This window comes from Acetobacter sp. UBA5411 (assembly GCF_002409645.1).
GTDB lineage: Bacteria > Pseudomonadota > Alphaproteobacteria > Acetobacterales > Acetobacteraceae > Acetobacter.
This window is the reverse complement of the sequence record NZ_DHNR01000001.1, coordinates 80644-103015: the sequence shown is the minus strand read 5'-3', so window position 1 is coordinate 103015 and position 22372 is coordinate 80644. Positions and strand designations below refer to the sequence as shown.

The following is a 22372-nucleotide window of genomic DNA, read 5'->3' as shown; positions in this document are numbered from 1 at the left end:
GAAAGTACAACCCTCAGGCGTCACACTCAGGGCTTAACTGGCGACACGCCGTAGCCAACCCGTCCCACAAAGATTCAGTGATAGTTTTGTGACAGGACTGATCGTTGCACTTCTGAAATCTGTTGAAAGTGTCTCATGCGACTGATTTTGCACTCTCTTCACATCCATCCCGTGAAAAGCCTGCATGGTCTTTCAATGCGGGAACTTTTGCTCTGTCCATGGGGACCGGAAAACGACCGATGCTGGATGATCGTTGATCATGATGGGCAGTTCATTACCCAGCGGAAGTATCCGGTGATGGCGACACTGCACGTCACAGTCACGATGGAGGGGCTGCGTCTCACTCACGATGGTCAGCCGGAACTGATGGTCAAGCGACCTGCGGAGCCGGCACACCCTGTCATGGTCACGGTATGGAAGGACACGGTTCAGGCTCTCGATGCGGGCGATAACACCGCGCAATGGCTCTCGGAAGCGATCGGTCTGCCCTGCCGTCTGGTTTACATGCCCCATCCGGAGCACGACCGCCGTCGCCAGTGGCAGGATCTGGCTTTTACAAACTCGTTTTCCGACGGCTTTCCTATTCTGGTCACAACGCTGGCCTCGCTCGATGATCTGAACAGCCGTCTGGCTGCACCGGTCCCAATGGACCGGTTTCGTCCCAATCTTGTCGTGTCCGGCGCGGAAGCGTGGGAAGAAGATCGTTGGGCGAAGATACGGATTGGCGGCTCTGAACTCAGTCTGGTGAAGCCCTGCTCACGTTGTGTGATGACAACCGTGGATCAGGATACGGGCGTCATTCCTGACCGGAAAGAGCCCTTGGCCACTCTGGCTCTTTTCAGAAAGCAGGAAGGCGGCGTTATGTTCGGCCAGAATGCGCTGGTGGAGCAAACGGGGACGGTTGCTGTGGGAGATGAAGTGGAGATTCTGGAGATGCAGCTAGCTTCGGTCGAGCGTTCTGGCTCTTTGTAACGACTGGGTGGATCGCAAACCGCGAGCGTGTTTTGCGGAGCTTTGCACCGGCCCTACAAAGGGACACAGTCCCTTTGATCCCGGCTTGTTGTATTTTACCTGATCAACAGAGAAGCTTTCTCTACCCCTCAGCCGCGTGTCGCCATCCGGACAGCATCCTCAGCCGCACGGAACAGCGCCCTCGCCTTGTGCTTTGTTTCCGCACATTCCAGTTCCGGCACGCTGTCAGCCACGACACCACATCCGGCCTGCACGTACATCATGCCGTCTTTCACGACCGCCATACGCAGACCGATGCAGGTATCCATGTCACCGCCCGCACCGAAATACCCGATGCACCCGGCATAGGTCGCGCGGCGGGTGCGCTCTACCTCGTCGATGATTTCCATCGCACGGATCTTGGGTGCGCCCGTCAGCGTGCCTGCCGGGAAAGCGGCGACAAGAGCGTCGAGAGCATCGAGTTCCGGCTTGAGCATCCCCTCGACATTCGAGGAAATATGCATGACGTGACTGAAACGTTCGATGATGAACTTCTCCGTCACCTTCACCGAACCAGTGATACTGACACGACCGACATCATTACGGCCGAGGTCGATCAACATGAGATGCTCGGCGCGTTCCTTCTCGTCGGCCAGCAGTTCTTCCTCAAGACGCTTGTCCTCTTCCGCATCCGCACCACGCGGACGGGTTCCGGCCAGCGGACGCACCGTCATCTTGCCATCACGCAGACGGACAAGGATTTCCGGTGACGACCCGACGAGAGAGAAACCACCGAGATTCAGGTGGAACAGGAACGGCGCAGGATTGATCCGGCGCAGGGAACGATAGAGCGCGAGCGAGGACAGGCCGAACGGCGTCGAGAAACGCTGGCTTGGGACAACCTGAAACGCATCTCCGGCGGCGATATAGTCCTGAATACGCCGGACCACATCTTCAAACTCTGCCTCCGTGTAGGTGGAGCGCGGCGGCTCAAGCGCCTCCACTTTCGGCTCCTGCGGCACCGTCAGCGGGGCGGCGAGACGGGCCTGAGCCTCGTGGATCAGTTTGCTGGCGCGATCAAAGGCTGCGTCTGGCTGATCGTCTGCACGCGGCCTGATTGGTGCGGCAAGGATCAGTTCGTCCGTGACCGTGTCAAAAATGACGAACAGACCGGGGCGCATAAGGATGGCTTCGGGCAAACCGAGATCATCCACCGGCGCATTGGGCAGGCGCTCCATCTGGCGCACCATATCGTAGCCGAGATAACCGAACACGCCTGCCGTCATCGGCGGCAGGCAGTCATCGAGTTGCAGACGGCTTTCGTTGATCAGCTTGCGCAGGCTGTCCAACGGCGTTTCGGAAACCGGCTCATACGCATCGGCATCGGTCATCGCATTCCGGTTGATCGACGCCTTGCCATCATGACAGCGCCACAACAGGTCCGGCTTCAGGGCGATGACGGAATAGCGCCCCCGGCTTGCGCCGCCTTCGACGGATTCCAGCAGCAGCGTATTGCGCCCATCCGAGCCGTCCATCGCAGCAAGCCGCATATAGGCGGCGACGGGGGTCAGCAGGTCCGCGGCGTCAACGGCGAAAACGACGCTGCTTTCGCCACGCGCCCAGGCTGCTGCGCAATCCGAGCGGGAGGGAGAATCAAGAGTGGCGAGACGCATTACGAACCATCTCCAAAGCCGGCCTCGCTCATGGCCGCACGCGCACCGGCAGCAATGATTTTCGGCTTGTAGCGCTCACCGAGGCTCTGAATGAACGCGGCCGTCATGTCGGACGACAGCGACTCAGTCATGCCATCCCGCACACGACCGATACCGATTGCGTCGGACTTCGGATCAGGATGCCGCACGGCCGTAACAGTGGCTACAATGAAGCCCTTGTCGTCCTCGACCATAACGCTGCGCCCGACAGGCATCCGCAGGGCGATACCCATCAGATCACGCGGCAGGGTTTCGACAGGACGGGCACGCGACACCATCACGTCCTTCTGTAGATCGCTGCCTGTGGGGGCGACTGCTGACACACCACCCTTCTGGCCAGCGGCAACATAGAGCGCGGTCGCCGCCTCATTGGCCTCGTGATGACGGGCTTCCTCTTTCCATGCCGCCAGAACCTTGTCCTTCACAGCGTCATAGGGCTGCGGCTGGCTCGGTGTGATGTCATCGACGGAGACAGCATACCAGCCAAGGGATGCGGGAGGCTGTCCCTGACGAGGCTGCGTCTTCGCTTCAATCAACTGAGGCGCTGCTCCTTTAGCCTGCTCGAACACCTTTGCGACAATGGCGTCACGCAGTTCGCCAGAGGCCGGAAGAGGTGCAGACGTGCCATCCTTGGTCATGCCTTTCGCATCCAGAAAGCCTGCCGCCGGGGCCGCGCCAAGATCGGCAGGGATGGTGTCCATTCCACCTCCGGCCAGCGCATCCTGAAGTTTCGGCACGCTGGCGCTGACCATGGCCGGTCCCTTCACCTTCGCGATTTCATCGCGCAGCGTCGGTTTCGCATCGTCAAAGCTCTGGGCGTGAGGCGGCGTCACTTTTATCACGCGGAACACGACCCATCCGGTGTCGGTCTTTTCCGGCCCCTGAATGCTGCCCTGCTCTGCTCCGAAGACCAGTTTCTGAAGTGTGGCTGAAGGCAGCACGCTCGGACGGGCATCGTTGAATTCAACGGCTGCGCTGTTCTTCGCGGAGGTCTGAAGCTGGTTCCAGTCGGCTCCACCTTTCCAGAGCGTCATCACAGCCTGTGCGGCAGCCTGATCGGACGATGTCACAAGCTGTACGCTACGCAGTTCGGGCTGATTGAAGCGCTCTTTCTGCGCGTCATAAAGCTGATGAAGTTCTTCATCCGTCGGAGGCGCCTGATTGGCGACGGTCTCCGGTGACAGCACCACAATACGGGCATGACGGTATTCCGGGCTGCGGAACATCCACGGATGGTTGTCGTAAAAACGCTTCAGACTCGCCTCATCCGGCGCGGTGGGCTCAGCCTGTGAAGCAAAAGGAACCCGGAGCACGTCCAGCACATGCGTCTCGGTCTCGAACCCGTAGGTGCGGTTGACCACAAGATCCGACACATGCGCGCCGGTGGACAGCGGCTCCATAACGGCGCGGGCAGTCAGATCGTCACGCACCAGCCCAATGAGGCGCTGCTCGGTCATGCCGGCATTGGCCAGAGCCGAGTTGAATTTCTGACGGTCGAACTGACCGTTCTTGCCCTGAAAATAGGGCATGCCGAAAATCTCATCACGCACAGCGCTGTCCGGCACCTGAATACCGTAATCCTTCGCCGCTTCCAGCACCTGTGCCTGCCCGACCAGCCGCTGAAGAATCTCATTGGCCATCGGCTGACGGACGTTGGCGGGAATATGCGCCACGTCCGGCATCCCCATCTGCTGGGCGATGCGGGGCATTTCCGCCTGCAGAGCCGCCGCGAAATCACGGGTGGTAATCTTCTGGGAGCCGACCTTGGCGACGATAGCGGGATCGTCGGCCATATTGGTCAGCACATCGCCCACACCCCAGCCCACGAAGGCCAGAAAGATGACGATGGCGAGGATACGACCAAGCCAGGATTCAACAACAAAGCGGCGGAGGAAGGAAATCATACAGTCACGGGTCCGCGAATAAAGCAGAGGTGGATAGACGGCCGGGTGCCGTATCCGGGCGCAGCACCATATTCATACCATCCCGACTTGACCAGAACCGGGACAGACTCTCGGCCAGAATGGTCTCCTTCTTGCGTGGCCGGACCCCGATGGGGTAGCCATGCATCCCAACAGGTGGGATCAAGTCCCACAATCACCCGGAGAGGCCGGAGCAGCACCGCAAGGCGCCCTGACCGAACATCACAGGAGAGACGTTCCGATGAGCACGCCCATCATTGTCGGCAACTGGAAGATGAACGGCCTGAGCGCCGACTCCGTCGATCGCGTAAAGCAGATCACCGCAAGTCTGGCGGCGCAGCCGGTCTCAGGCGCCGAAGTGGTGGTGTGCCCGCCCTTCACGCATCTGTCCCTCGTCCATCAGACTCTAAACGGCTCGAGCGTCGCTCTGGGCGCGCAGGACTGCCACAAGGACGACAAGGGCGCTCACACGGGCGACATCGCGCCGTCCATGCTTACGGATGTCGGTGCAACCCATGTCATTCTCGGTCATTCCGAGCGCCGCCGTGATCATGGCGAAGTGGACGAGACCGTGCGTGAGAAAGCTGTCTCCGCCGCAAAGGCAGGCCTGACACCAATCGTCTGCATCGGTGAGACCGAGGATCAGCGTCAGTCCGGCGAGGCGGAAGACACGATCGGCTGGCAGATCAAGGGCTCCCTTCCGGATGGTTTCACCGGCATTGTCGCCTATGAGCCGGTCTGGGCTATCGGCACAGGTCTGGCAGCGACGCCGGACGACATCAAATCGACGGTCGCCTTCATCCGTGCGGAGCTGGTGCGTCAGTTCGGCGATGCTGGCAAATCCCTGCGGATTCTGTATGGTGGCTCCGTGGATGCGGGGAATGCTGCCTCGATCCTTTCCATCCCGGACGTGGCCGGTGCTCTGGTCGGAGGCGCCAGCCTGAAGCCGGACGCTTTCCTGTCCATCATTCGCGCCGTCCCCACGGCCTGAGACGTCCCCGTTTCAGTCCCTGGTTTTTCTGACCTCTCGACCGGATAGTCCATGACCACCGCCCTGCTGATCCTTCATCTTCTTGTCACCGTCGCCCTGATTGCTGTCGTGCTCATCCAGCGCAGCGAGGGAGGCGGTCTCGGCATCGGCTCGTCGCAGGGCATGGGCTCCTTCATGTCCGGTCGCGGCACGGCGAATCTGCTGACCCGCACAACTGCCGGGCTGGCGACAGCATTCATGCTGTTGTCCCTCATGCTGGCTGTGCTGAATCGCGGTGCGGTTTCAGGTGGCAGCGGCCACGATATCCTCGCTGCTCCACCACCAGCGGCATCAACTGCACCAGCAGCTCCTGCAGCGACCACTCCGGCTCAGCAGAATCAGCCTGCGGATGCATCGGGAACCGCCCAGCACCCGTAACGCCCGGTTTCTCCATTTCGGTTTCAGACGAAGCGCAGGAGTTCACTCTTCTGCGCTTTTGTTTTGGCAGCGCCGGACCGCTCTTCATTTTCCAAAAATTGCGTCTCTGTCCGTCATCATTGCCTGACAAGGAAATGATCTGTTCCGGAGAAAATCATCTTCCGGAGACACGAAGGCAATTCAGCCCTTCCCTCCCCCTACCCGCTCAGTGTAGGGAGACCTTCCATGACGCGGTTCGTATTTATCACCGGTGGTGTGGTCTCTTCTCTTGGCAAGGGAATCGCTTCTGCGGCTCTTGCTGCCCTCCTTCAAGCTCGTGGATACAAGGTCCGGCTGCGCAAGCTTGACCCGTATCTGAACGTCGATCCGGGCACGATGAGCCCGTATCAGCACGGCGAGGTCTTCGTCACCGACGATGGTGCCGAAACGGATCTTGATCTCGGCCATTATGAGCGGTTCACCGGCGTGAACGCCACGCGCGCCGACAACACCACGACAGGTCGTGTCTATTCGGAGGTCATCGCCCGTGAACGGCGCGGCGATTACCTCGGCGGAACCGTGCAGGTCATCCCGCACATCACCGACGCCATCAAGGAGCGCGTGGTCGCCGATACCGAGGGGCTGGATTTCTGCCTCGTGGAAATTGGCGGCACAGTCGGTGATATCGAGAGCTTGCCCTTTCTGGAATCCATTCGTCAGCTTCGCAACGACCTCGGTGTCGAGAACACCATGGTCGTGCATCTCACGCTGCTGCCGTGGATTCCGACTGCGGGCGAACTCAAGACCAAGCCGACGCAGCATTCCGTCAAGGAGCTCCAGAACGTCGGACTTCAGCCGCAGATTCTTCTGTGCCGTTGTGACCGTCCGATCCCCGAAAATGAGCGTCGCAAGATCGCGAACTTCTGCAATGTCCGTCCGCAGGCCGTCATCGCGGCGCGTGATGTCGACACGATTTACGAATGCCCGCTGTCCTATCATGCGGAAGGTCTGGATACGGAAGTTCTGCGCTATTTCGACCTGCCTTACGATCAGGAACCCGATCTGTCCGGCTGGAAGAAGATTGTCGAGACCATCCGTGAACCTGCTGGCGAAGTACGGATTGCCGTGGTCGGCAAATACACGGCCATGCTCGATAGCTACAAATCACTGAATGAAGCTCTGCTCCATGGCGGTATCGCCAACAATGTCCGGGTGAAGCTGGACTGGGTGGAAGCCGAAACGTTCGAGAAAGACCCGGCCAAGCTGAGCTGTCTCGACGGTGTGGACGGTATTCTGGTCCCCGGTGGGTTCGGGGAGCGTGGCGCAGGCGGCAAGATCGAAGCCGTGCGCTATGCCCGTGAGAAGAACATTCCGTTCCTTGGCATCTGCTTTGGCATGCAGATGGCTGTCATCGAGTGCGCCCGCAATCTGGCAGGCATCCCCGACGCTACTTCCACCGAGTTCGGCCCGGCCAAGGAGCCTCTGGTCGGTCTGATGACCGAGTGGGCGCGTGGCAATGAAATGCTGCGCCGTCGTGAAGGTGGTGAACTGGGCGGAACGATGCGCCTTGGTGGCTATCCGGCGAAACTGACGGAAGGCTCCCGCGCGGCGGACATTTACGGCACGACCACCATCCGCGAGCGTCATCGTCACCGTTACGAAGTGAACGTCCATTACCGTGACAGGATCGAGGCAGCTGGCCTGAAATTTTCAGGCCTGTCCCCGGATGGCATTCTGCCAGAGGTGGTCGAATATCCGGATCACCGCTGGTTTGTCGCCGTACAGTATCATCCGGAACTGATTTCCCGCCCCTTCGCACCTCACCCGCTCTTTTCCGGGTTCATCGGTGCGGCGGCTGACAAGGCGAAAGACGCGTGAGCCTCCAGCAGACAGTCCTTCTTGGTGATCTGGAAATCGGCAACAGCCTGCCGCTGGTGCTGATTGCCGGTCCCTGTCAGATCGAATCTGCCTCCCACGCCATGGATACGGCAGCGGCGCTGGCGGAAATCTGTGGCGAGGCCGGGATCGGGCTGATCTACAAAAGCTCTTACGACAAGGCCAACCGCAGCAGCATCGGCTCGCAGCGTGGCATTGGCATGGACAAGGGTCTACAGATCCTTTCCGACATCCGTGAGCAATTCCGCGTGCCGGTGCTGACGGACGTGCATGCTCCAGAACAGTGTGCACCTGCAGCTCAGGCTGTGGATGTGCTCCAGATCCCGGCGTTTCTTTGTCGTCAGACAGATTTGCTGCTGGCAGCGGGTGAAACCGGTGCTGCGATCAACGTGAAGAAGGGACAGTTTCTTGCACCATGGGACATGACCCATGTGGCCAAGAAAATCGCTTCAACCGGCAATGAGCGGATCATGCTTTGCGAGCGTGGCACCAGCTTCGGTTACAATACGCTGGTCAATGATATGCGCTCGCTGCCCATCATGGCAGGCACCGGCTATCCGGTGGTGTATGACGCCACGCATTCCGTGCAGCAGCCGGGCGGACTGGGCACAGCATCGGGTGGACAGCGCGAGTTTGCGCCCATTCTCGCGCGGGCAGCCGTGGCGATTGGTGTTGCGGCCGTCTTCCTTGAGACCCATGAAAATCCCGATGCAGCGCCAAGCGATGGGCCGAACATGATCCCGCTAAGGGAAATGCCCGCCGTTATCCGCAAGCTTCAGGCGTTTGACGCACTGGCCAAGACGGCGGCGGGTGAGTGATTTTTCGACTCTCTTGAGCGCCAGACAGTTTCAGCAACCTGCTTAATCAAAGGGAAGTTTTTGGAGGTCGCCTTTTTTCAAAAAGGCGACGTTCTCTGAAGCTTTTTCAAAAGGCTTCACCAAAAACTTCTCTCTGACGTTAGTGCGCCTTGCCGAGTTTCGCGCCAGCCGTCTTCAGCTGCGTCGTAAACTTGGAAAAGTTGGCGGCAATCCGCTTTTGGACGGCTGAACTACCCTCCTGAATATGCTCCATCTTCGTCTTGGCTTCGTTGCTGATGACCGTCTGCTGACGGGTCGCTTCCTTGGCTACGCACGCATTGTAGGTACGGGCAGCCTTCTCATAGCTGGCAGCCTTGTCCACGCTGGCGTTGTAGCGATCAACGCTGGACACATCGAGCGTCGGGGCTGAAGGCTCAGCGCCACAACCGGAAGCCGTCCAGAGACCTTCCGCGTGCGCCGAAGCGCCGAACAGCATCAGGGAAGCCGCAGCACAAATTGCAAACGTCGTTTTCATACGTGTTCCTTCCGGTCTGAGCCGGATTCTGTTGGCATGATCGGCAGGAGACTGGCCTCATTTGTTGATTCGGACCAGTCCTGCCCAACCATGAGCCTATGCGGCGAAGTCGCGGCTTTTTCAGGGCAGAAAACGCACAAGCTTTCCAAGCGGCTCGCCAAGGATCTCGTCTTCGCGCATCACGATCTTTCCTCGGACGATTGTCGCTTTTGGCCAGCCCTTGACCTCTTTGCCATCGAACGGCGACCAGCCTGCAGGGGTGGCGATCCAGTCATTGGTGATCCGGCGCTCGGCTTTCATATCCACAAGCGTGAAGTCAGCATCATAACCGACTGACAGGCGGCCTTTCGCCATCATGCCATACACGCGGGCCGGACCAGCAGCCATCACGTCCACCAGACGCGTGAGCGAAAGGCGGCCTGCGTTCACGTGATCCAGCATCAGTGGCACGAGCGTCTGCACGCCCGTCATGCCGGACGGACATTCAGGCCACGGTTTGGCTTTGGCTTCCAGCGAGTGCGGCGCGTGATCGGAAGAGACCACATCGACCATCCCGTTCTGCAGGGCACGCCACGCTGCTTCGAAATGCCGCTCTTCACGGATGGGTGGATTCATTACGGCCAGATTCCCGAGTTGGTCGTAACATTCCGGGGCGATCTGCGTCAGATGGTTGGCCAGCACTTCCGTTGTGACGAGATGACGATAGCTCTCGAGGAACTTGAATTCCTCTTCCGTGGAGGTGTGCAGGATATGCACCGGCCGCCCCGTTTTCACGGACAGCGCCGTGATGCGACGCGTGCCGAGAAAGGCACACTCCGGATCACGCCAGATGCTGTGATTGCAGCACGGCATGCCGGTCTGACCGAATTGGGTTTTCCGGGCGCGCAGACGGTATTCGTCCTCGGAATGAAAAGAGACACGACGATGACCGTGGCGCAGAACGGCCTCAATCCCCTCGTCATCCTCGATCATCAGATTGCCAGTAGAAGATCCGGCAAACACCTTGATGCCGCAGACACCGTCAAATTTCTCAAACTCACCAAGATCCTTGGTGTTTTCACGTGTTGCACCAACATAGAATGCAAAATCGGTGTAGGACTCACGGGAAGCATATTCCTGCTTCCAACGCAGCATTTCAGCATTCGTCACGGCGGGATTGGTGTTCGGCATGTCGAACACGGTGGCGATACCGCCGAGAGCCGCAGCTTTCGTGCCCGTCGGGATGCTCTCGACTGCCGGATTACCCGGATCGCGCAGATGCACATGCGCGTCGATCAGTCCGGGCAACACATGCAGACCCTGCGCATCAATGACTTCATGGGCTTCAGCAGCAGAGGGGACGTCGATGCTTGCAATACGTCCTGCTACGACACCGACATCTGTTTTCACCTCGCCCCAGGGCAGGATGCAGATGCCGTTCCGGATAATCAGGTCGTAGTGCATTGTCGTCTCTTTCTGTAACACTCACAGCAAGGATAACAGATAGATCTTCTGTATGTATCCCCCATTCTGGTTCAGAGGGTTTCACCTCAAAACGAAAAATCCAGAAAGCTGCATCAAAACAACTTTCTGGATTTTCCCTATCATTACTGGGGGGGATTTTGTTTATTTTATAACTCTCTTACCTGAACAAAGCCTCTTTCTTCGATAGCAAAATCGCGTCTGTTTTTAAGAATCCAGACTGACAAAAGACGCTCAGAAAGAAATCCCATAACTCTTTTCTGATAGTTATCATAATTCGAAAAGAATTTCTTATCAGCAAGCGGCATCAGAAGACTGAACAGCCACTCTGAGTAGGCATCGAATATTTCTTTTCTGGCGATAATCATATTTGTATGATGAAAATAATCGCAGTTATTGAAATAGAAATCACAGGCATTCACGTAATCAGGTTGAATAGCCCGGATCTGCTCACTGACCAGCAGCATATCGTCCAGAACATGATGCCGCGCATACTGACGCAAAACAGGTTCGCCATGATGCCGAAGAGGAGCAATCATATCTACTTTGGAAAAATCGAAATCATCTCCAGCAGCAATCTCATCACCCTCACAAACAACTTTTACGTCATTCATGTATTTGTAATACAGATTGGTTCCGCGGTCTTTTTTCGAAAAATATCTTCTGTAATGATTCAGACCAACAAAGTCTGAACTGTGATCATTCTTCCAGATCCAGTATTGAACTGTCAGTTCACAAAAGATATTGTTCAGGCTTGAGATATTGTCTCCGGTATCGTCACCGATATAATCAGCAAGCTCGTCCTTGTTTTCACGTGTGCTCATACCACCAATGATGGGCACATAAGTCGCGTCAAAAGGCGGACAGAACTTCTTGTGTCCGGCTACATATATCTTCAAACTCATTACTGAATCCGCCCTTATCTTTTTTCAGACGTGTATTTACGCCGCCGGCTTCTGTTTTACAATTGAAATGCTGATGAAAACTGAACTGAAACAAGACGGGAATATTTCTCCCCTGTTGGAGAAAAACATCGATCAGAAACTATATGACACAATTGAAAGCACGCTTATGTCTGTCAAGCAGACAAGAAGTCTGCGTTCCCATCACCATGATATCTTCCGATCAGGAAACAGGTAATTGAGCTGTCTTTCCAAAACGTTGATACATGCCAACAATGCGGTCAGTCACCCTGTCAGGCGTGAGGCCATTCATTGGCGCAGCACCCTCGGGTCCCGGCGCCGCAATCCATTCAGCACAATCCCCGGATGGCGCATACTCACTGCTCCGTGACGGACCAAACAGCCCCAAGGTCGGCGTGCCAGCAGCAGCGGCCAGATGCATCAGACCAGAGTCATTACCAACAAAAAACGAACACCGCTGGAGCATCGCAGCGGTTTCGGAGAGAGAGAACCGTCCGCCTGCATCAATCGCACCGGGAATGGCCAGAACCGGTGCTGCCAGAGCGCGTTCCGTTTCACCCGGACCGTAAAACACCGCCAATTTTTTCTCGGGAAAAATCTTTTGAAGGCGAGACCAGAGCGCCACGAAGTGAGATGCAGGCCAGACCTTTCCTTCCCAATTGGCTGTCGGACCAAAAGCAACCACATCCCCATCGCCTAAAACCGTCCTGGCCACTCTCCTGTCCTCTTCATTGATCCAGACGACAGGTAATGGCGGAGGCGATAAAGACAACACATCGCCAACGTGAGCAATACGTGCTCCGGGTCGCCGCCCTCCCCGCATGATCCGGCGGGCACGTGTCCGCAGAAGCAGGCTGATAGCCGATCCACGCAGATCGACAACCAGATCCCAGCGCGTCCCGACACACTGTTTCCACAGATCGAACCAATGCAGGTCATAAGGCCGCTTGGTCATCACGATGACCCGGTCAAGCTGGGGCATGCGTTGAAACAGCCCTGCTGCGACCGGACCACAGACAACCGTAAATCTTGCGTCAGGATGGGCCTGAATCAGATAATTGAGCAGCCCCGTCGAAATGACGGCATCCCCGAGGCGTGTTGCGGTGATGAAGAGGATGCGCATGGACCGGCTTCAGTTCAGCGGCCCAGACTCCTCAAGGGAGTAACTGGGCCGCGATGCGAAAGGATTACGCAGAGAGAGCTTCAGCCACTTCTTCGGATAGGTCGAAGTTGGCATAGACATTCTGAACGTCGTCATTGTCTTCAAGCACATCGAGAAGTTTCAGAACCGTCCGGGCCTTTTCCTCGTCCAGCTCAATCGAGTTCTCGGGACGCCAGTCCAGTTTTGCCGAAAGAGGCTCACCGAACTTCGGCTCCAGAACATCACGCACAGCAAAGAAGGACTCCACCTCACAGGTGATCTCGTGCGTTTCCTCGGTCGAAACTACGTTGTCCGCTCCGGCTTCGATCGCAGCTTCCAGCATCTCTTCTTCGCTGGCGACGCTGGCCGGATAGGTGATGACACCCAGACGCTTGAACATGAAGGCCACCGAGTTCATTTCACCCAGCGAACCGCCGTATTTGGAGAACGCAGCGCGCACTTCGCTGGCCGTGCGATTGCGGTTATCCGTCAGGGCCTCGACAATCACGGCGACACCAGCCGGACCGTAGCCCTCGTAACGGATTTCGGCGTAATCATCACCACCACCGGCTCCGGTCGCCTTCTTGATCGCCCGTTCGACAGTGTCTTTCGGCATGTTGACTTCACGAGCCGCCGAAATCGCCGCACGCAGACGGGGATTGGCCGCCGGATCAGGCAGGCCGGACCGTGCAGCAACCGTGATTTCACGGATCACCTTGGCAAACTGTTTGGCGCGTTTGGCGTCCTGCGCACCCTTACGGTGCATGATGTTCTTGAATTGCGAATGGCCTGCCATCTCGCTGTCCTCATTCTGACTGAATATATCTGGATGAATGTCGGCTTATACGGGGCCGGACCGATGGGGACTGACGTCCGCCAGAAAACTCCCCGAGCGACATAGCGCCCGGAGGGAAGCGTCTTCTATCCGGCGGCTTCAGCGCCCCGGAGGATGTCCAGAACGGGCTTCAGACATGTCGCCCGTGACAATGCTTGTATTTCAGCCCCGAACCGCAAGGACACAGCGAGTTACGCGGTGTCTCGCCCCATGTGGACGGATCTTCCGGCAGAATGGCGCCGCTGGTCGGCGGTTCCGCAGTAACGGCGGCTGGCGCGCCCGTGTACTGCGCCGGTTCCGAAGTGTAACCCTCGACTTGAGGATCGGGATGAAACTCACCGATACCTTCCAGAGGATGCGGCTCCGGCGGCGGTGCCATCTCCACACGGGCCAGAAGCGTAATCACGCGTTCACGCATCTCATCAAGCATGAAGGTGAAAAGCTGGAAGGCTTCATGCTTGTATTCGTTCAGAGGATCTTTCTGGCCATAGGCCCGCAGACCAATGCCCTGACGAAGCTGATCCAGTGCGTGCAGATGCTCTTTCCAGACGGAATCGAACGTGGTCAGCAGGATCTGCTTTTCCAGATACCGCATGATCTCCGGGCCGAAATTCGTGGTTCGGACAGCCTGCGCCTGTGCCGCTGCATCCTCGATCCGGACGGCGACCTGTTCCTTGTCCATCCCGTCTTCCGTCGCCCATTCGGCGATCGGCAGATCGAGATTGAAGATACGCTTCACATCTTCAGTCAGTTCAGCAGTCTGCCACTGTTCGGCAAACGCCTTTTCCGGGATGTAACGATCAACGAGAGAAAGGATCACTTCCTCACGCATTTCCACGATGAGCGACGCGACATCGTCCTGCATCATGAATTCACGGCGCTGGGCGTAAACCTCCTTACGCTGGTCATTCATGACGTCGTCATACTTGAGCGTATTCTTGCGCATATCGAAGTTACGGGCTTCGACCTTCTTCTGCGCGCGCTCAAGGGCCTTGTTCAGCCACGGATGCACGATCGCCTCGCCGTCCTGCATGCCCATCTTCTGGAGCATGCCGGTCATGCGATCAGATCCGAAGATCCGCATCAGGTCATCCTGAAGCGAGACAAAGAACCGTGAGTTTCCGGGGTCGCCCTGACGTCCTGCGCGGCCACGAAGCTGGTTGTCGATACGCCGACTCTCATGACGTTCGGTGCCGATCACATACAGACCGCCCGCAGCCTTCACGATGGCCTGATTCTTCGCCACCTCGTCACGGATGGCCTGCTCGGCAGCCTCGCGTTCGGCGGGATCAGTGATGTGGCCCAGTTCCTGCTGGATCCGCATCTCGACATTGCCGCCGAGTTTGATGTCCGTGCCGCGGCCAGCCATGTTCGTGGCGATGGTGATCGCACCTGGCGCACCCGCTTGCGCCACGATCGCCGCTTCCATCTCGTGGAAACGCGCGTTGAGCACATTGTGCGGAATATTGTTCCGCTTCAGCAGCGCCGAAAGCGCTTCACTTTTCTCGACCGAGGTGGTGCCGACAAGGATGGGCTGTCCGCCCTTGTGGACTTCCTCAACCAGCTTGACGACAGCAGCGAACTTCTGCGGTTCGTCAAGATAGATCTCGTCATCGGTGTCCTTGCGGGCGACCGGGAGATTGGTTGGAATCTCGACCACGTCCAGCTTGTAGATTTCCGCGAATTCATCTGCTTCCGTCATCGCCGTGCCGGTCATACCGGACAACTTGGGATAGAGACGGAAGTAGTTCTGGAAGGTGATGGAGGCCAGCGTCTGGTTTTCCTGCTGGACCTCGACATGCTCCTTCGCCTCAAGAGCCTGATGCAGACCGTCCGAATAACGACGGCCATCCATCATACGGCCGGTGAACTCATCAATGATGGTCACCTTGCCGTCGCGGACGATGTAATCGACATCCCGCGAGAATAGCGTATGAGCGCGAAGCGACTGCATCACATGGTGGACAACCGCCACATTCTGCACATCATACAGACCACCATCACTCAGCACGCCAGACGCGCGCAGCAGCTCTTCCACCTTGTCAGATCCAGCTTCCGTCAGGATCGCCGTGCGAAGTTTCTCGTCCTTATCGTAAGTCGTCGGGTCGCGGACCAGTTCGGCCATGACCGCATCCACGGCACGATAAAGCTCTGAACTGTCTTCTGCCGGACCGGAGATGATGAGCGGAGTCCGGGCCTCATCGATCAGGATGGAATCGACTTCATCGACGATGGCGTGATTGAAAGGCCGCTGGACCATCTCGTCCAGCCGGTATTTCATGTTGTCACGGAGATAGTCGAAACCGAATTCGTTGTTCGTGCCGTAGGTAATGTCACAGGCATAAGCCGCACGACGCGCCTCATCCGGCAGGTTCGGCACGATCGTACCAGTCGTCAGCCCAAGGAAGCTGTAAAGCCTGCTCATTTCCTCGGCATCACGGCGGGCCAGATAATCGTTGACCGTAACGACATGCACGCCCTTGCCGCTCAGCGCGTTGAGATAAACCGCCAGCGTCGCAACAAGGGTCTTGCCTTCACCGGTACGCATTTCAGCGATTTTTCCGGAATGCAGGACCATGCCGCCAATAAGCTGCACGTCGAAGTGACGCATTCCCAGCACGCGTTTCGAGGCTTCCCGGCAAACGGCGAAGGCTTCGGGCAGCAGACCGTCCAGTGTTTCGCCCTGAGCCAGACGTTCCCGGAACTCTACCGTTTTATGGGCAAGAGCGGCGTCATCCAGCGCAGCGACACTTGGCTCGAGCGCATTGATTTCAGGTACACGGCGCTGGAACGCTTTGAGCGAACGGTCATTGGCGGTGCCGAAGAGGGCGCGAGCAAGCGAGGCGAACATGAAGACCTTTCCGGAACAGCACACCCGGAGCCGACCCCGCGTTCCTGCCCTGCATCTGGAGCACAGACAGGGACCGAAAAGCCGACGGTGTGCGCTCCCTCAGATAAAGCCGCCATTGCTCAGGGTCAACCGATGGCCCCGACACGCCCTCCGGAAAGTGGCTATTTCTTAACAAAACAGACTTACGTCATGCCCTTGCGGGTGTCTTCCGGGTCGGCCATGATGCGCCCATTCTGTTCACACTGGGTTTCTTACTAATGCGTTTTTCCAGCTCGGGCACGTTTTTTGCAGCGACAGCCCTGTTTGCTTCCACCCTCCTTTCCTCTGTCAGTGTGCACGGCGCACATGCGGCTGATGCGCCAGCGTCTGCAGCACCGGCAGCTGGTGGAGCCGCGCAGCCCGCTCCTGCCCAGGCCCCGATGGACCCGAACAGCGTGATCGCCACCGTCAACGGTGAGAAGATTACGCTCGACGACATCCGCAAGTCAGCGGCCAACATGCCGCCGCAGCTTCGTCAGCTGCCGCAGAACATGATCTTCCCGATGCTGGTCAATCAGGCCGTCGATCAGAAGGCGATCCAGATTGCGGCGCGCAAGGATAACCTTCAGAACGATGCTGAAGTGAAAACCGCTATGGAAGCCGCCGCCAACACGGCTCTCCAGAATGCATGGCTGTCCCGTCAGGTTGTGCCCCAGCTGACGGACGCGGCAATTCACGACTATTACCAGAAGAACTACGCCAACAAGACTCCCGAGAAAGAGGTGCATGCGCGCCATATCCTCGTGAAGACCGAGGCTGAAGCTCAGGACGTCATCAAGAAGCTCAAGGGCGGCGCCAACTTCGGCACGCTGGCTGAGAGCCTCTCGACCGACAAGGGCAGCGCCAAGAACAATGGCGGCGACCTTGGCTGGTTCAAGAAAGGCGACATGGTTCCGGCCTTCTCTGACGCCGCTTTCGCCATGAAGCCGGGCACCTACAGCCAGACACCGGTGAAGAGCCAGTTCGGCTATCACGTCATTCAGGTTCTGGCCGACCGCACGGTGCCGGTGCCGAAGGAAGACGAAGTCAAGGACAAGATCCGTCAGCAGCTGATCCAGCAGGACGTCCGCGCTGCGGTTGATAAGGCCACTTCCGCCGTGAAGATCGTCCGCTTTGGTCCTGACGGCAAGCCGGTTCCGGAAGGTGCGCAGCCTGCTATCGCTGGCAACCCGACAGCCTCTCCCGCGAAATAATCAGTCGGGGGCCTTATGGCCTCCCCTGACAGCTTGCGGTAAAGACAAAGGAAGAACGTCTCCTCGGCGTTCTTCCTTTTTTCGTTTACATCCTGCTTTTCCAGATTTCAGGACTGTTGGTCCTGCCGTCCCATCCCTGCATCAAGGTTCGTCCCGATGGCCCAGCCTCTGCCCGTCTCTCCCCTCGCCTCGCCTTTGCCTGCTCTCGGCACCGTTCCGGGCGTGCGCCTTGGCGCTGTGGCTGCGGGCATCCGCTACAAGGGACGCACAGATCTGGTCGTCGCCGAATTCGATGCCGGAACGACGGTTGGCGGCGTGTTCACCAAGTCGAAATGTCCCGGAGCGCCGGTGGACTGGTCACGCACGGCGCTCAAGGGAGGTCTGGCCCGGGCGCTCGTAGTCAACGCCGGTAACGCCAATGTCTTCACAGGCAAGGCTGGCGTTGAAACCTGCCGGGCCACAGCGGAAGCAGAAGCCAAGCTGGCTGGCTGCCCTGCCACGGAAGTCTTTCTTGCCTCTACCGGCGTCATCGGCGAGGTGCTTCCTGCCGATCGTATCACAGCGACCCTCCCCGCCCTGCATGGAGCTCTGACCGAAAACAGTTGGGAAGCGGCGGCACGCGGCATCATGACGACCGACACCTTCCCCAAGGCGGCCGTCCGGAAAACAGAGATCGACGGTGTTCCCGTGACCATTCAGGGCATCGCCAAAGGAAGCGGCATGATCGCTCCCGACATGGCGACGATGCTCTCGTTCGTCGCGACTGACGCGGCCCTCCCGGCTTCGGTCGTACAAGCCATGCTGTCCTCCGGCACGGTCCACAGTTTCAATGCCATCACGGTCGACTCGGACACCTCGACCTCTGACATGGTGCTGCTTTTCGCAACAGGAAAAGCCGGCAATCAGGCCGTGAACAACGCTGATGATCCTCGTCTTGCCGCCTTCCGAAAAGCCCTCAACGACCTGCTGCTTGAACTGGCGCTGATGGTGGTCCGCGACGGTGAAGGCGCTACCAAGCAGATCCGTGTCCGCGTAACCGGCGCTGTATCCGATCAGTCCGCCCGTACCGTTGCGAAGGCCATTGCTGACTCCCCGCTAGTCAAAACCGCCATTGCAGGGGAAGACGCCAACTGGGGACGCGTCGTCATGGCTGTCGGAAAATGCGGCGAGCCAGCGGATCGCGACCTGCTGGCTGTTGCGATCGGTGGTGTCACCATCGCCCGCGAGGGAACGGTTGTCGAAGGCTATGATGAAACGCCGGTTGTTGCCCACATGAAGGGGCAGGACATCGATATCGACGTGGATCTGGGTCTCGGCGACGGCAAATCGACCGTTTGGACCTGCGATCTGACGCATGGCTACATCGATATCAATGGCTCTTACAGGAGCTGATTCATGTCTGATTCTCTTCCTCCCGGCTGGGGTGCGCCGCCTGTGCAGACAGGCATTGTCGGCGGAGCAGGCAGTCTGACGCCCGATGGCCGGATGCTGGCCTATGCCGGTTTCTGGGTGCGCACAGCCGCCGCCGTGCTGGATTACTTTCTGCTGAGTGTTGTCAGTCTTGTCGTCGGCATTTTCACGCTGCCGACCATCCGGTTGGAAGAGTGGCAGGGTGACACCCCGTCCTATCAGGTCGCCTTTCGAGACACCGATTTTTCCTCCAGCTTTCACATGCCGTGGCCGCATGTGGAGGTCCACGACACGGGCACGCATTTTCTGCTGTTCCAGTTGCTCTACTTCGTTCTGCTCGAAGCCTCGCCGCTTCGCGGCACACTCGGAAAGCTGGTTCTGGGACTGCGTGTCAGTGACCTGGCGGGAAATCGCATCTCGCTGTTGCGGTCTCTCGTCCGCAATCTGGTCAAAATGTTCGTATCTTTTCCCGTCCTGTTCATTGGCGTGATCATGGTCGCCTTTACCCCGCGTAAACAGGGACTGCACGATATGGTCGCCCGCACGCTGGTTCTACGCCGGGAACGGATCGTGCGCTTTGACGGCGCTGGCTGACATTTATCCCTGATCCGGACTTCCCTTGATCCGGATCAGCAAGACTCGTACCAAAAAACAGACAACAAAACCCATATGAGGTGAATACAGGATGCAGGTGAATAACGCGGATCATCGTTCCATCACCCCGGTCATTGAGCGATCATCATCGCGACGAAACCTCTCCCTGAACATCCTGATCTGCTGGCTTTTTGCCGCCGCTCTGCTGATATTTCCCGTCACGCACAGCGCTCTGGCGGCGGACAGCAAGGCTGCACCAGCTCCTTCCGGCAATAATGCCGCGCTTTCTCCCAAGGAAGCACAGCAACTGCTGAATGTGCTGAACGATCCGAAGCAGAGAGACGACTTTACCCACACCCTCTCCCTCATGGCGAAGGGGGTTTCCGCGACACCACAGGCTGCGAAGCCAGCCGCTCCGGCGGCAACTGGCGATGCCGTGGTGTCCCAGAACGCGGTGGTCCTTCACAGCGATCTGATGTCCAGCGTTTCCTCCCTGAAGCTGACTCTCCGCAGCTATCTCGGTAACTTTCTGGGACTGTTCTCCGATCTGAAAACAGTCGGAACATGGTTCGACGCGGAAATTTCCAATCCACAGACCCGCGCACTGCTTCTCGGCACATTCTGGCGCGCCGGACTGGTGATTATCGTCGCCATGCTGGTTGAATGGGGCACATCTCTGCTCCTTCGCAAACCCCTGCGTAGCGTAACTCTCCGTGCGGAACTGCGTGAGAAACGGGAAAATGCTTCCCAGCCGGCGCAAGATCCCGCTGATGCTGATATCGCCAAGGATGAAGCTGATCAGAACGCCGACATAAAAGCGGCGGCTCTGGCGAAAGCGAACGGCGACCAGAAAGAGGAAATCAACACTCTCAAAACCCGTGCGGATGACCAGCGTCGTCAGATCGAGACACTGAAATTCCTGTCCCGTGTGCCATACGCGCTGGGACATTTCGGGCTCAAGCTACTGCCTGTTCTTCTGTTTCTGGGCGTGGCCATGGCGGGCTCGGCTCTCGCCACCGACACGGCACAGGCGGAAACCGTTACGGAAACTCTGGCTGAAGCCTACGCGGTTGCCCGTTTCCTGTTCGTGCTTCTGGAATCGGCACTGGCTCCGCGTTCTCCGATGATCCGTCTGGCGCCGGTGTCCGACAGCACGGCACGTATGCTGACGCGCTGGTGGAACTTCCTTGTCGCCGCGCCGTCCATCGTCGTCTGCCTGTCCGTACTGGGTGGAGAGTTCGACCTTTCCAACCGCGGCACGGAAGCGATGATCCGCGCGGTCATTCTGATCGAGCACATTCTCATCGCCATCTTCATCTGGCGACTTCGTCCCATCGTTGCGAAAACCATCACGCCCAAACAGGCGAAGATCAAGAATGGCTTCTGGTCGTTCATGCTCACGCTGGCGCATTTCTGGTGGATTCCGGCGCTCTTTCTGGATGCGGCGCTGTGGCTTGTCTGGGCTGCCCATCTTCGTGGCGGATATGACTGGATTCTGCGCACGACGTTCCTGACGGTTCTCATCGTCGCCGTGACCCGCCTTCTCGCTGTGCTGGCTTATGGCTGGCAGGATCGTCTGTTCCGTATCGATCCGCAGCTTGCCCAGAAGCACCCTGAAATTCAGGAACGTGCGGACCGTTACTATCCCTTCGTGCGCGGTGCGCTGACGGCCTTGATCGTGTTCGTCGGTTTTGTTGGCCTGACTGAATCATGGGGCATCAACAGCGTTCACTTCTTCTTCTCCAGCCCGCTCGGTTCCCGTCTGCTTGGTGCGGTCGTAACGCTTGCGGTCGCGCTGTCGGTCGCTGCGACAATTTGGGAAGTGGTCAACGCCCTCCTGAACCGTCAGCTGGAGAAATTCAGCAAGACCGGTCAGGGCATGCGTGCGACCCGTCTTAAGACGGTGCTGCCGATCATTCGTACCGTCATGCTGGCGCTCATCATCATCATCGTGCTGGTCACCAGCCTCTCGCAGATCGGCATCAATGTGGCACCGCTGCTCACTGGTGCAGGTATCATGGGTGCGGCCATCGCCTTCGGTTCCCAGAGCTTGGTGAAGGACTTCATCACCGGCTTCTTCATGCTCGTTGAAGACGCCATTCAGGTAGGTGACTGGGTGACCACGGGCGGTGTGTCCGGAACAGTCGAGCATCTCTCCATCCGGACCGTGCGCGTGCGTGCGATCAATGGCGATCTACACATCATTCCGTTCTCCTCCGTCACATCCATCGCCAACACCGGACGCGACTTCAACCAGATCATCGTCAATCAGACGGTCGATCTGTCCGAGGATATTCCGCGCGTGGTGAAAGTCATGGCGGACACCGTCAAGGAGATGCGCAAGGAGGATGCGTTCAAGACGATCATCTACTCCGATTACAACGACCTTGGTGTGGACAAGTCTGATTCCAACGGTGCGGTGATGGTCGGCTCCATCCGGACCGCCGCCATGATGAAGTGGAAAGTCCAGCGCGAATTCTACAAGCGGATCGCCAATCGCATGGCGGCTGCGAACATCAAGTTCTATACTCCGACCTCCTACACGGCATCCGCACCGGGCACCTCACTCGCCATTTCGGGAGAGCTCCAGACTCCGACTGACGGGCATGCTGCGAACGTGAATACTCCCCCCTCGCCTGCAACAGAGTCAGACAAACCTGTTGAGGACTCTGCGGAAAAACCTGATCATGACAAAAGCTGACGCAGACCTGACCAAAGCCGTCCT

The 22372-nt window shown here is 58.1% G+C and carries 17 protein-coding genes; 9 read left to right on the top strand and 8 right to left on the bottom strand.

What is annotated here, in order from left to right; genetic code table 11:
• Positions 1–135 precede the first annotated feature (135 nt).
• Complete coding sequence (locus tag B3759_RS00460) at positions 136–972, top strand: MOSC domain-containing protein (protein ID WP_291362595.1); 837 nt, start codon at positions 136–138, stop codon at positions 970–972.
• A gap of 128 nt (positions 973–1100) precedes the next feature.
• Here the strand turns inward: B3759_RS00460 and trpE are convergent, their stop codons facing one another.
• Positions 1101–2624: an anthranilate synthase component I gene (trpE, locus tag B3759_RS00455; RefSeq protein WP_291362593.1), complete on the bottom strand. Its 1524-nt coding sequence runs from the start codon at positions 2622–2624 to the stop codon at positions 1101–1103.
• Positions 2624–4567 (bottom strand): peptidylprolyl isomerase, encoded by a 1944-nt coding sequence (locus B3759_RS00450; RefSeq protein WP_291362591.1) that lies wholly within the window; start codon positions 4565–4567, stop codon positions 2624–2626. The genes trpE and B3759_RS00450 overlap by 1 nt, the downstream gene beginning before the upstream one ends.
• 259 nt (positions 4568–4826) lie before the next feature.
• Between B3759_RS00450 and tpiA the strand changes: the two genes are divergently transcribed.
• The 4 genes from tpiA to kdsA all read left to right on the top strand — a co-directional run bounded on the left by tpiA (position 4827) and on the right by kdsA (position 8686).
• The gene (gene tpiA, locus B3759_RS00445) at positions 4827–5576 is read left to right on the top strand and encodes a triose-phosphate isomerase (protein ID WP_291362589.1); all 750 of its coding nucleotides are present in this window, start codon (positions 4827–4829) and stop codon (positions 5574–5576) included.
• 51 nt (positions 5577–5627) lie between these two features.
• Positions 5628–5993, top strand: coding sequence for a preprotein translocase subunit SecG (secG, locus tag B3759_RS00440; RefSeq protein ID WP_291362587.1), 366 nt, complete (start codon positions 5628–5630; stop codon positions 5991–5993).
• Between the two features lie 225 nt (positions 5994–6218).
• A complete protein-coding gene (locus tag B3759_RS00435; RefSeq protein WP_291362585.1) occupies positions 6219–7850 on the top strand; it encodes a CTP synthase in 1632 nt (543 codons plus the stop codon).
• Positions 7847–8686, top strand: a complete 840-nt coding sequence (kdsA, locus tag B3759_RS00430; RefSeq protein WP_291362583.1) for a 3-deoxy-8-phosphooctulonate synthase — start codon at positions 7847–7849, stop codon at positions 8684–8686. Before B3759_RS00435 ends, kdsA begins: the two co-directional genes overlap by 4 nt.
• Before the next feature lie 139 nt (positions 8687–8825).
• Here kdsA and B3759_RS00425 read toward each other — a convergent pair whose 3' ends face one another.
• From B3759_RS00425 to secA, 6 genes are all read right to left on the bottom strand, one after another.
• Complete coding sequence (locus B3759_RS00425) at positions 8826–9200, bottom strand: hypothetical protein (protein ID WP_291362581.1); 375 nt, start codon at positions 9198–9200, stop codon at positions 8826–8828.
• Between the two features lie 120 nt (positions 9201–9320).
• Complete coding sequence (locus B3759_RS00420; RefSeq protein WP_291362579.1) at positions 9321–10643, bottom strand: dihydroorotase; 1323 nt, start codon at positions 10641–10643, stop codon at positions 9321–9323.
• Positions 10644–10810: 167 nt separating this feature from the next.
• Positions 10811–11566 (bottom strand): DUF4422 domain-containing protein, encoded by a 756-nt coding sequence (locus B3759_RS00415; protein WP_291362577.1) that lies wholly within the window; start codon positions 11564–11566, stop codon positions 10811–10813.
• 220 nt (positions 11567–11786) lie between these two features.
• Positions 11787–12707 carry a glycosyltransferase family 9 protein gene (locus B3759_RS00410; RefSeq protein WP_291362575.1) on the bottom strand — a complete coding sequence of 307 codons (921 nt, stop codon included), beginning with the start codon at positions 12705–12707 and terminating at the stop codon, positions 11787–11789.
• Positions 12708–12771: 64 nt separating this feature from the next.
• Positions 12772–13521 carry a YebC/PmpR family DNA-binding transcriptional regulator gene (locus tag B3759_RS00405; RefSeq protein WP_010667593.1) on the bottom strand — a complete coding sequence of 250 codons (750 nt, stop codon included), beginning with the start codon at positions 13519–13521 and terminating at the stop codon, positions 12772–12774.
• A gap of 169 nt (positions 13522–13690) precedes the next feature.
• On the bottom strand, positions 13691–16411 hold the full coding sequence (secA, locus tag B3759_RS00400) for a preprotein translocase subunit SecA (protein ID WP_291362572.1): 2721 nt from the start codon (positions 16409–16411) through the stop codon (positions 13691–13693).
• A gap of 257 nt (positions 16412–16668) precedes the next feature.
• Here secA and B3759_RS00395 point away from each other — a divergent pair, with 257 nt between their 5' ends.
• From B3759_RS00395 to B3759_RS00380, 4 genes are all read left to right on the top strand, one after another.
• Positions 16669–17643: a peptidylprolyl isomerase gene (locus B3759_RS00395; RefSeq protein WP_291362570.1), complete on the top strand. Its 975-nt coding sequence runs from the start codon at positions 16669–16671 to the stop codon at positions 17641–17643.
• Positions 17644–17799: 156 nt separating this feature from the next.
• The gene (argJ, locus tag B3759_RS00390; protein WP_291362568.1) at positions 17800–19035 is read left to right on the top strand and encodes a bifunctional glutamate N-acetyltransferase/amino-acid acetyltransferase ArgJ; all 1236 of its coding nucleotides are present in this window, start codon (positions 17800–17802) and stop codon (positions 19033–19035) included.
• A 3-nt stretch (positions 19036–19038) separates the two neighbouring features.
• Positions 19039–19647, top strand: a complete 609-nt coding sequence (locus tag B3759_RS00385) for an RDD family protein (protein ID WP_291362567.1) — start codon at positions 19039–19041, stop codon at positions 19645–19647.
• A 91-nt stretch (positions 19648–19738) separates the two neighbouring features.
• A complete protein-coding gene (locus B3759_RS00380) occupies positions 19739–22348 on the top strand; it encodes a mechanosensitive ion channel family protein (protein ID WP_291362564.1) in 2610 nt (869 codons plus the stop codon).
• Positions 22349–22372 lie beyond the last annotated feature (24 nt).

Excerpts from the sequence above, each read along its gene's own strand:
- B3759_RS00425 (WP_291362581.1), bottom strand. The coding sequence starts at position 9,200 with ATGAAAACGACGTTTGCAATTTGTGCTGCGGCTTCCCTGATGCTGTTC.
- B3759_RS00410 (WP_291362575.1), bottom strand. The coding sequence starts at position 12,707 with ATGCGCATCCTCTTCATCACCGCAACACGCCTCGGGGATGCCGTCATT.
- tpiA (WP_291362589.1), top strand. The coding sequence starts at position 4,827 with ATGAGCACGCCCATCATTGTCGGCAACTGGAAGATGAACGGCCTGAGC.
- trpE (WP_291362593.1), bottom strand. The coding sequence starts at position 2,624 with ATGCGTCTCGCCACTCTTGATTCTCCCTCCCGCTCGGATTGCGCAGCA.
- B3759_RS00460 (WP_291362595.1), top strand. The coding sequence starts at position 136 with ATGCGACTGATTTTGCACTCTCTTCACATCCATCCCGTGAAAAGCCTG.
- B3759_RS00420 (WP_291362579.1), bottom strand. The coding sequence starts at position 10,643 with ATGCACTACGACCTGATTATCCGGAACGGCATCTGCATCCTGCCCTGG.
- B3759_RS00405 (WP_010667593.1), bottom strand. The coding sequence starts at position 13,521 with ATGGCAGGCCATTCGCAATTCAAGAACATCATGCACCGTAAGGGTGCG.
- B3759_RS00415 (WP_291362577.1), bottom strand. The coding sequence starts at position 11,566 with ATGAGTTTGAAGATATATGTAGCCGGACACAAGAAGTTCTGTCCGCCT.
- argJ (WP_291362568.1), top strand. The coding sequence starts at position 17,800 with ATGGCCCAGCCTCTGCCCGTCTCTCCCCTCGCCTCGCCTTTGCCTGCT.
- secA (WP_291362572.1), bottom strand. The coding sequence starts at position 16,411 with ATGTTCGCCTCGCTTGCTCGCGCCCTCTTCGGCACCGCCAATGACCGT.
- B3759_RS00380 (WP_291362564.1), top strand. The coding sequence starts at position 19,739 with ATGCAGGTGAATAACGCGGATCATCGTTCCATCACCCCGGTCATTGAG.
- secG (WP_291362587.1), top strand. The coding sequence starts at position 5,628 with ATGACCACCGCCCTGCTGATCCTTCATCTTCTTGTCACCGTCGCCCTG.
- B3759_RS00395 (WP_291362570.1), top strand. The coding sequence starts at position 16,669 with ATGCGTTTTTCCAGCTCGGGCACGTTTTTTGCAGCGACAGCCCTGTTT.
- B3759_RS00435 (WP_291362585.1), top strand. The coding sequence starts at position 6,219 with ATGACGCGGTTCGTATTTATCACCGGTGGTGTGGTCTCTTCTCTTGGC.
- B3759_RS00450 (WP_291362591.1), bottom strand. The coding sequence starts at position 4,567 with ATGATTTCCTTCCTCCGCCGCTTTGTTGTTGAATCCTGGCTTGGTCGT.
- B3759_RS00385 (WP_291362567.1), top strand. The coding sequence starts at position 19,039 with ATGTCTGATTCTCTTCCTCCCGGCTGGGGTGCGCCGCCTGTGCAGACA.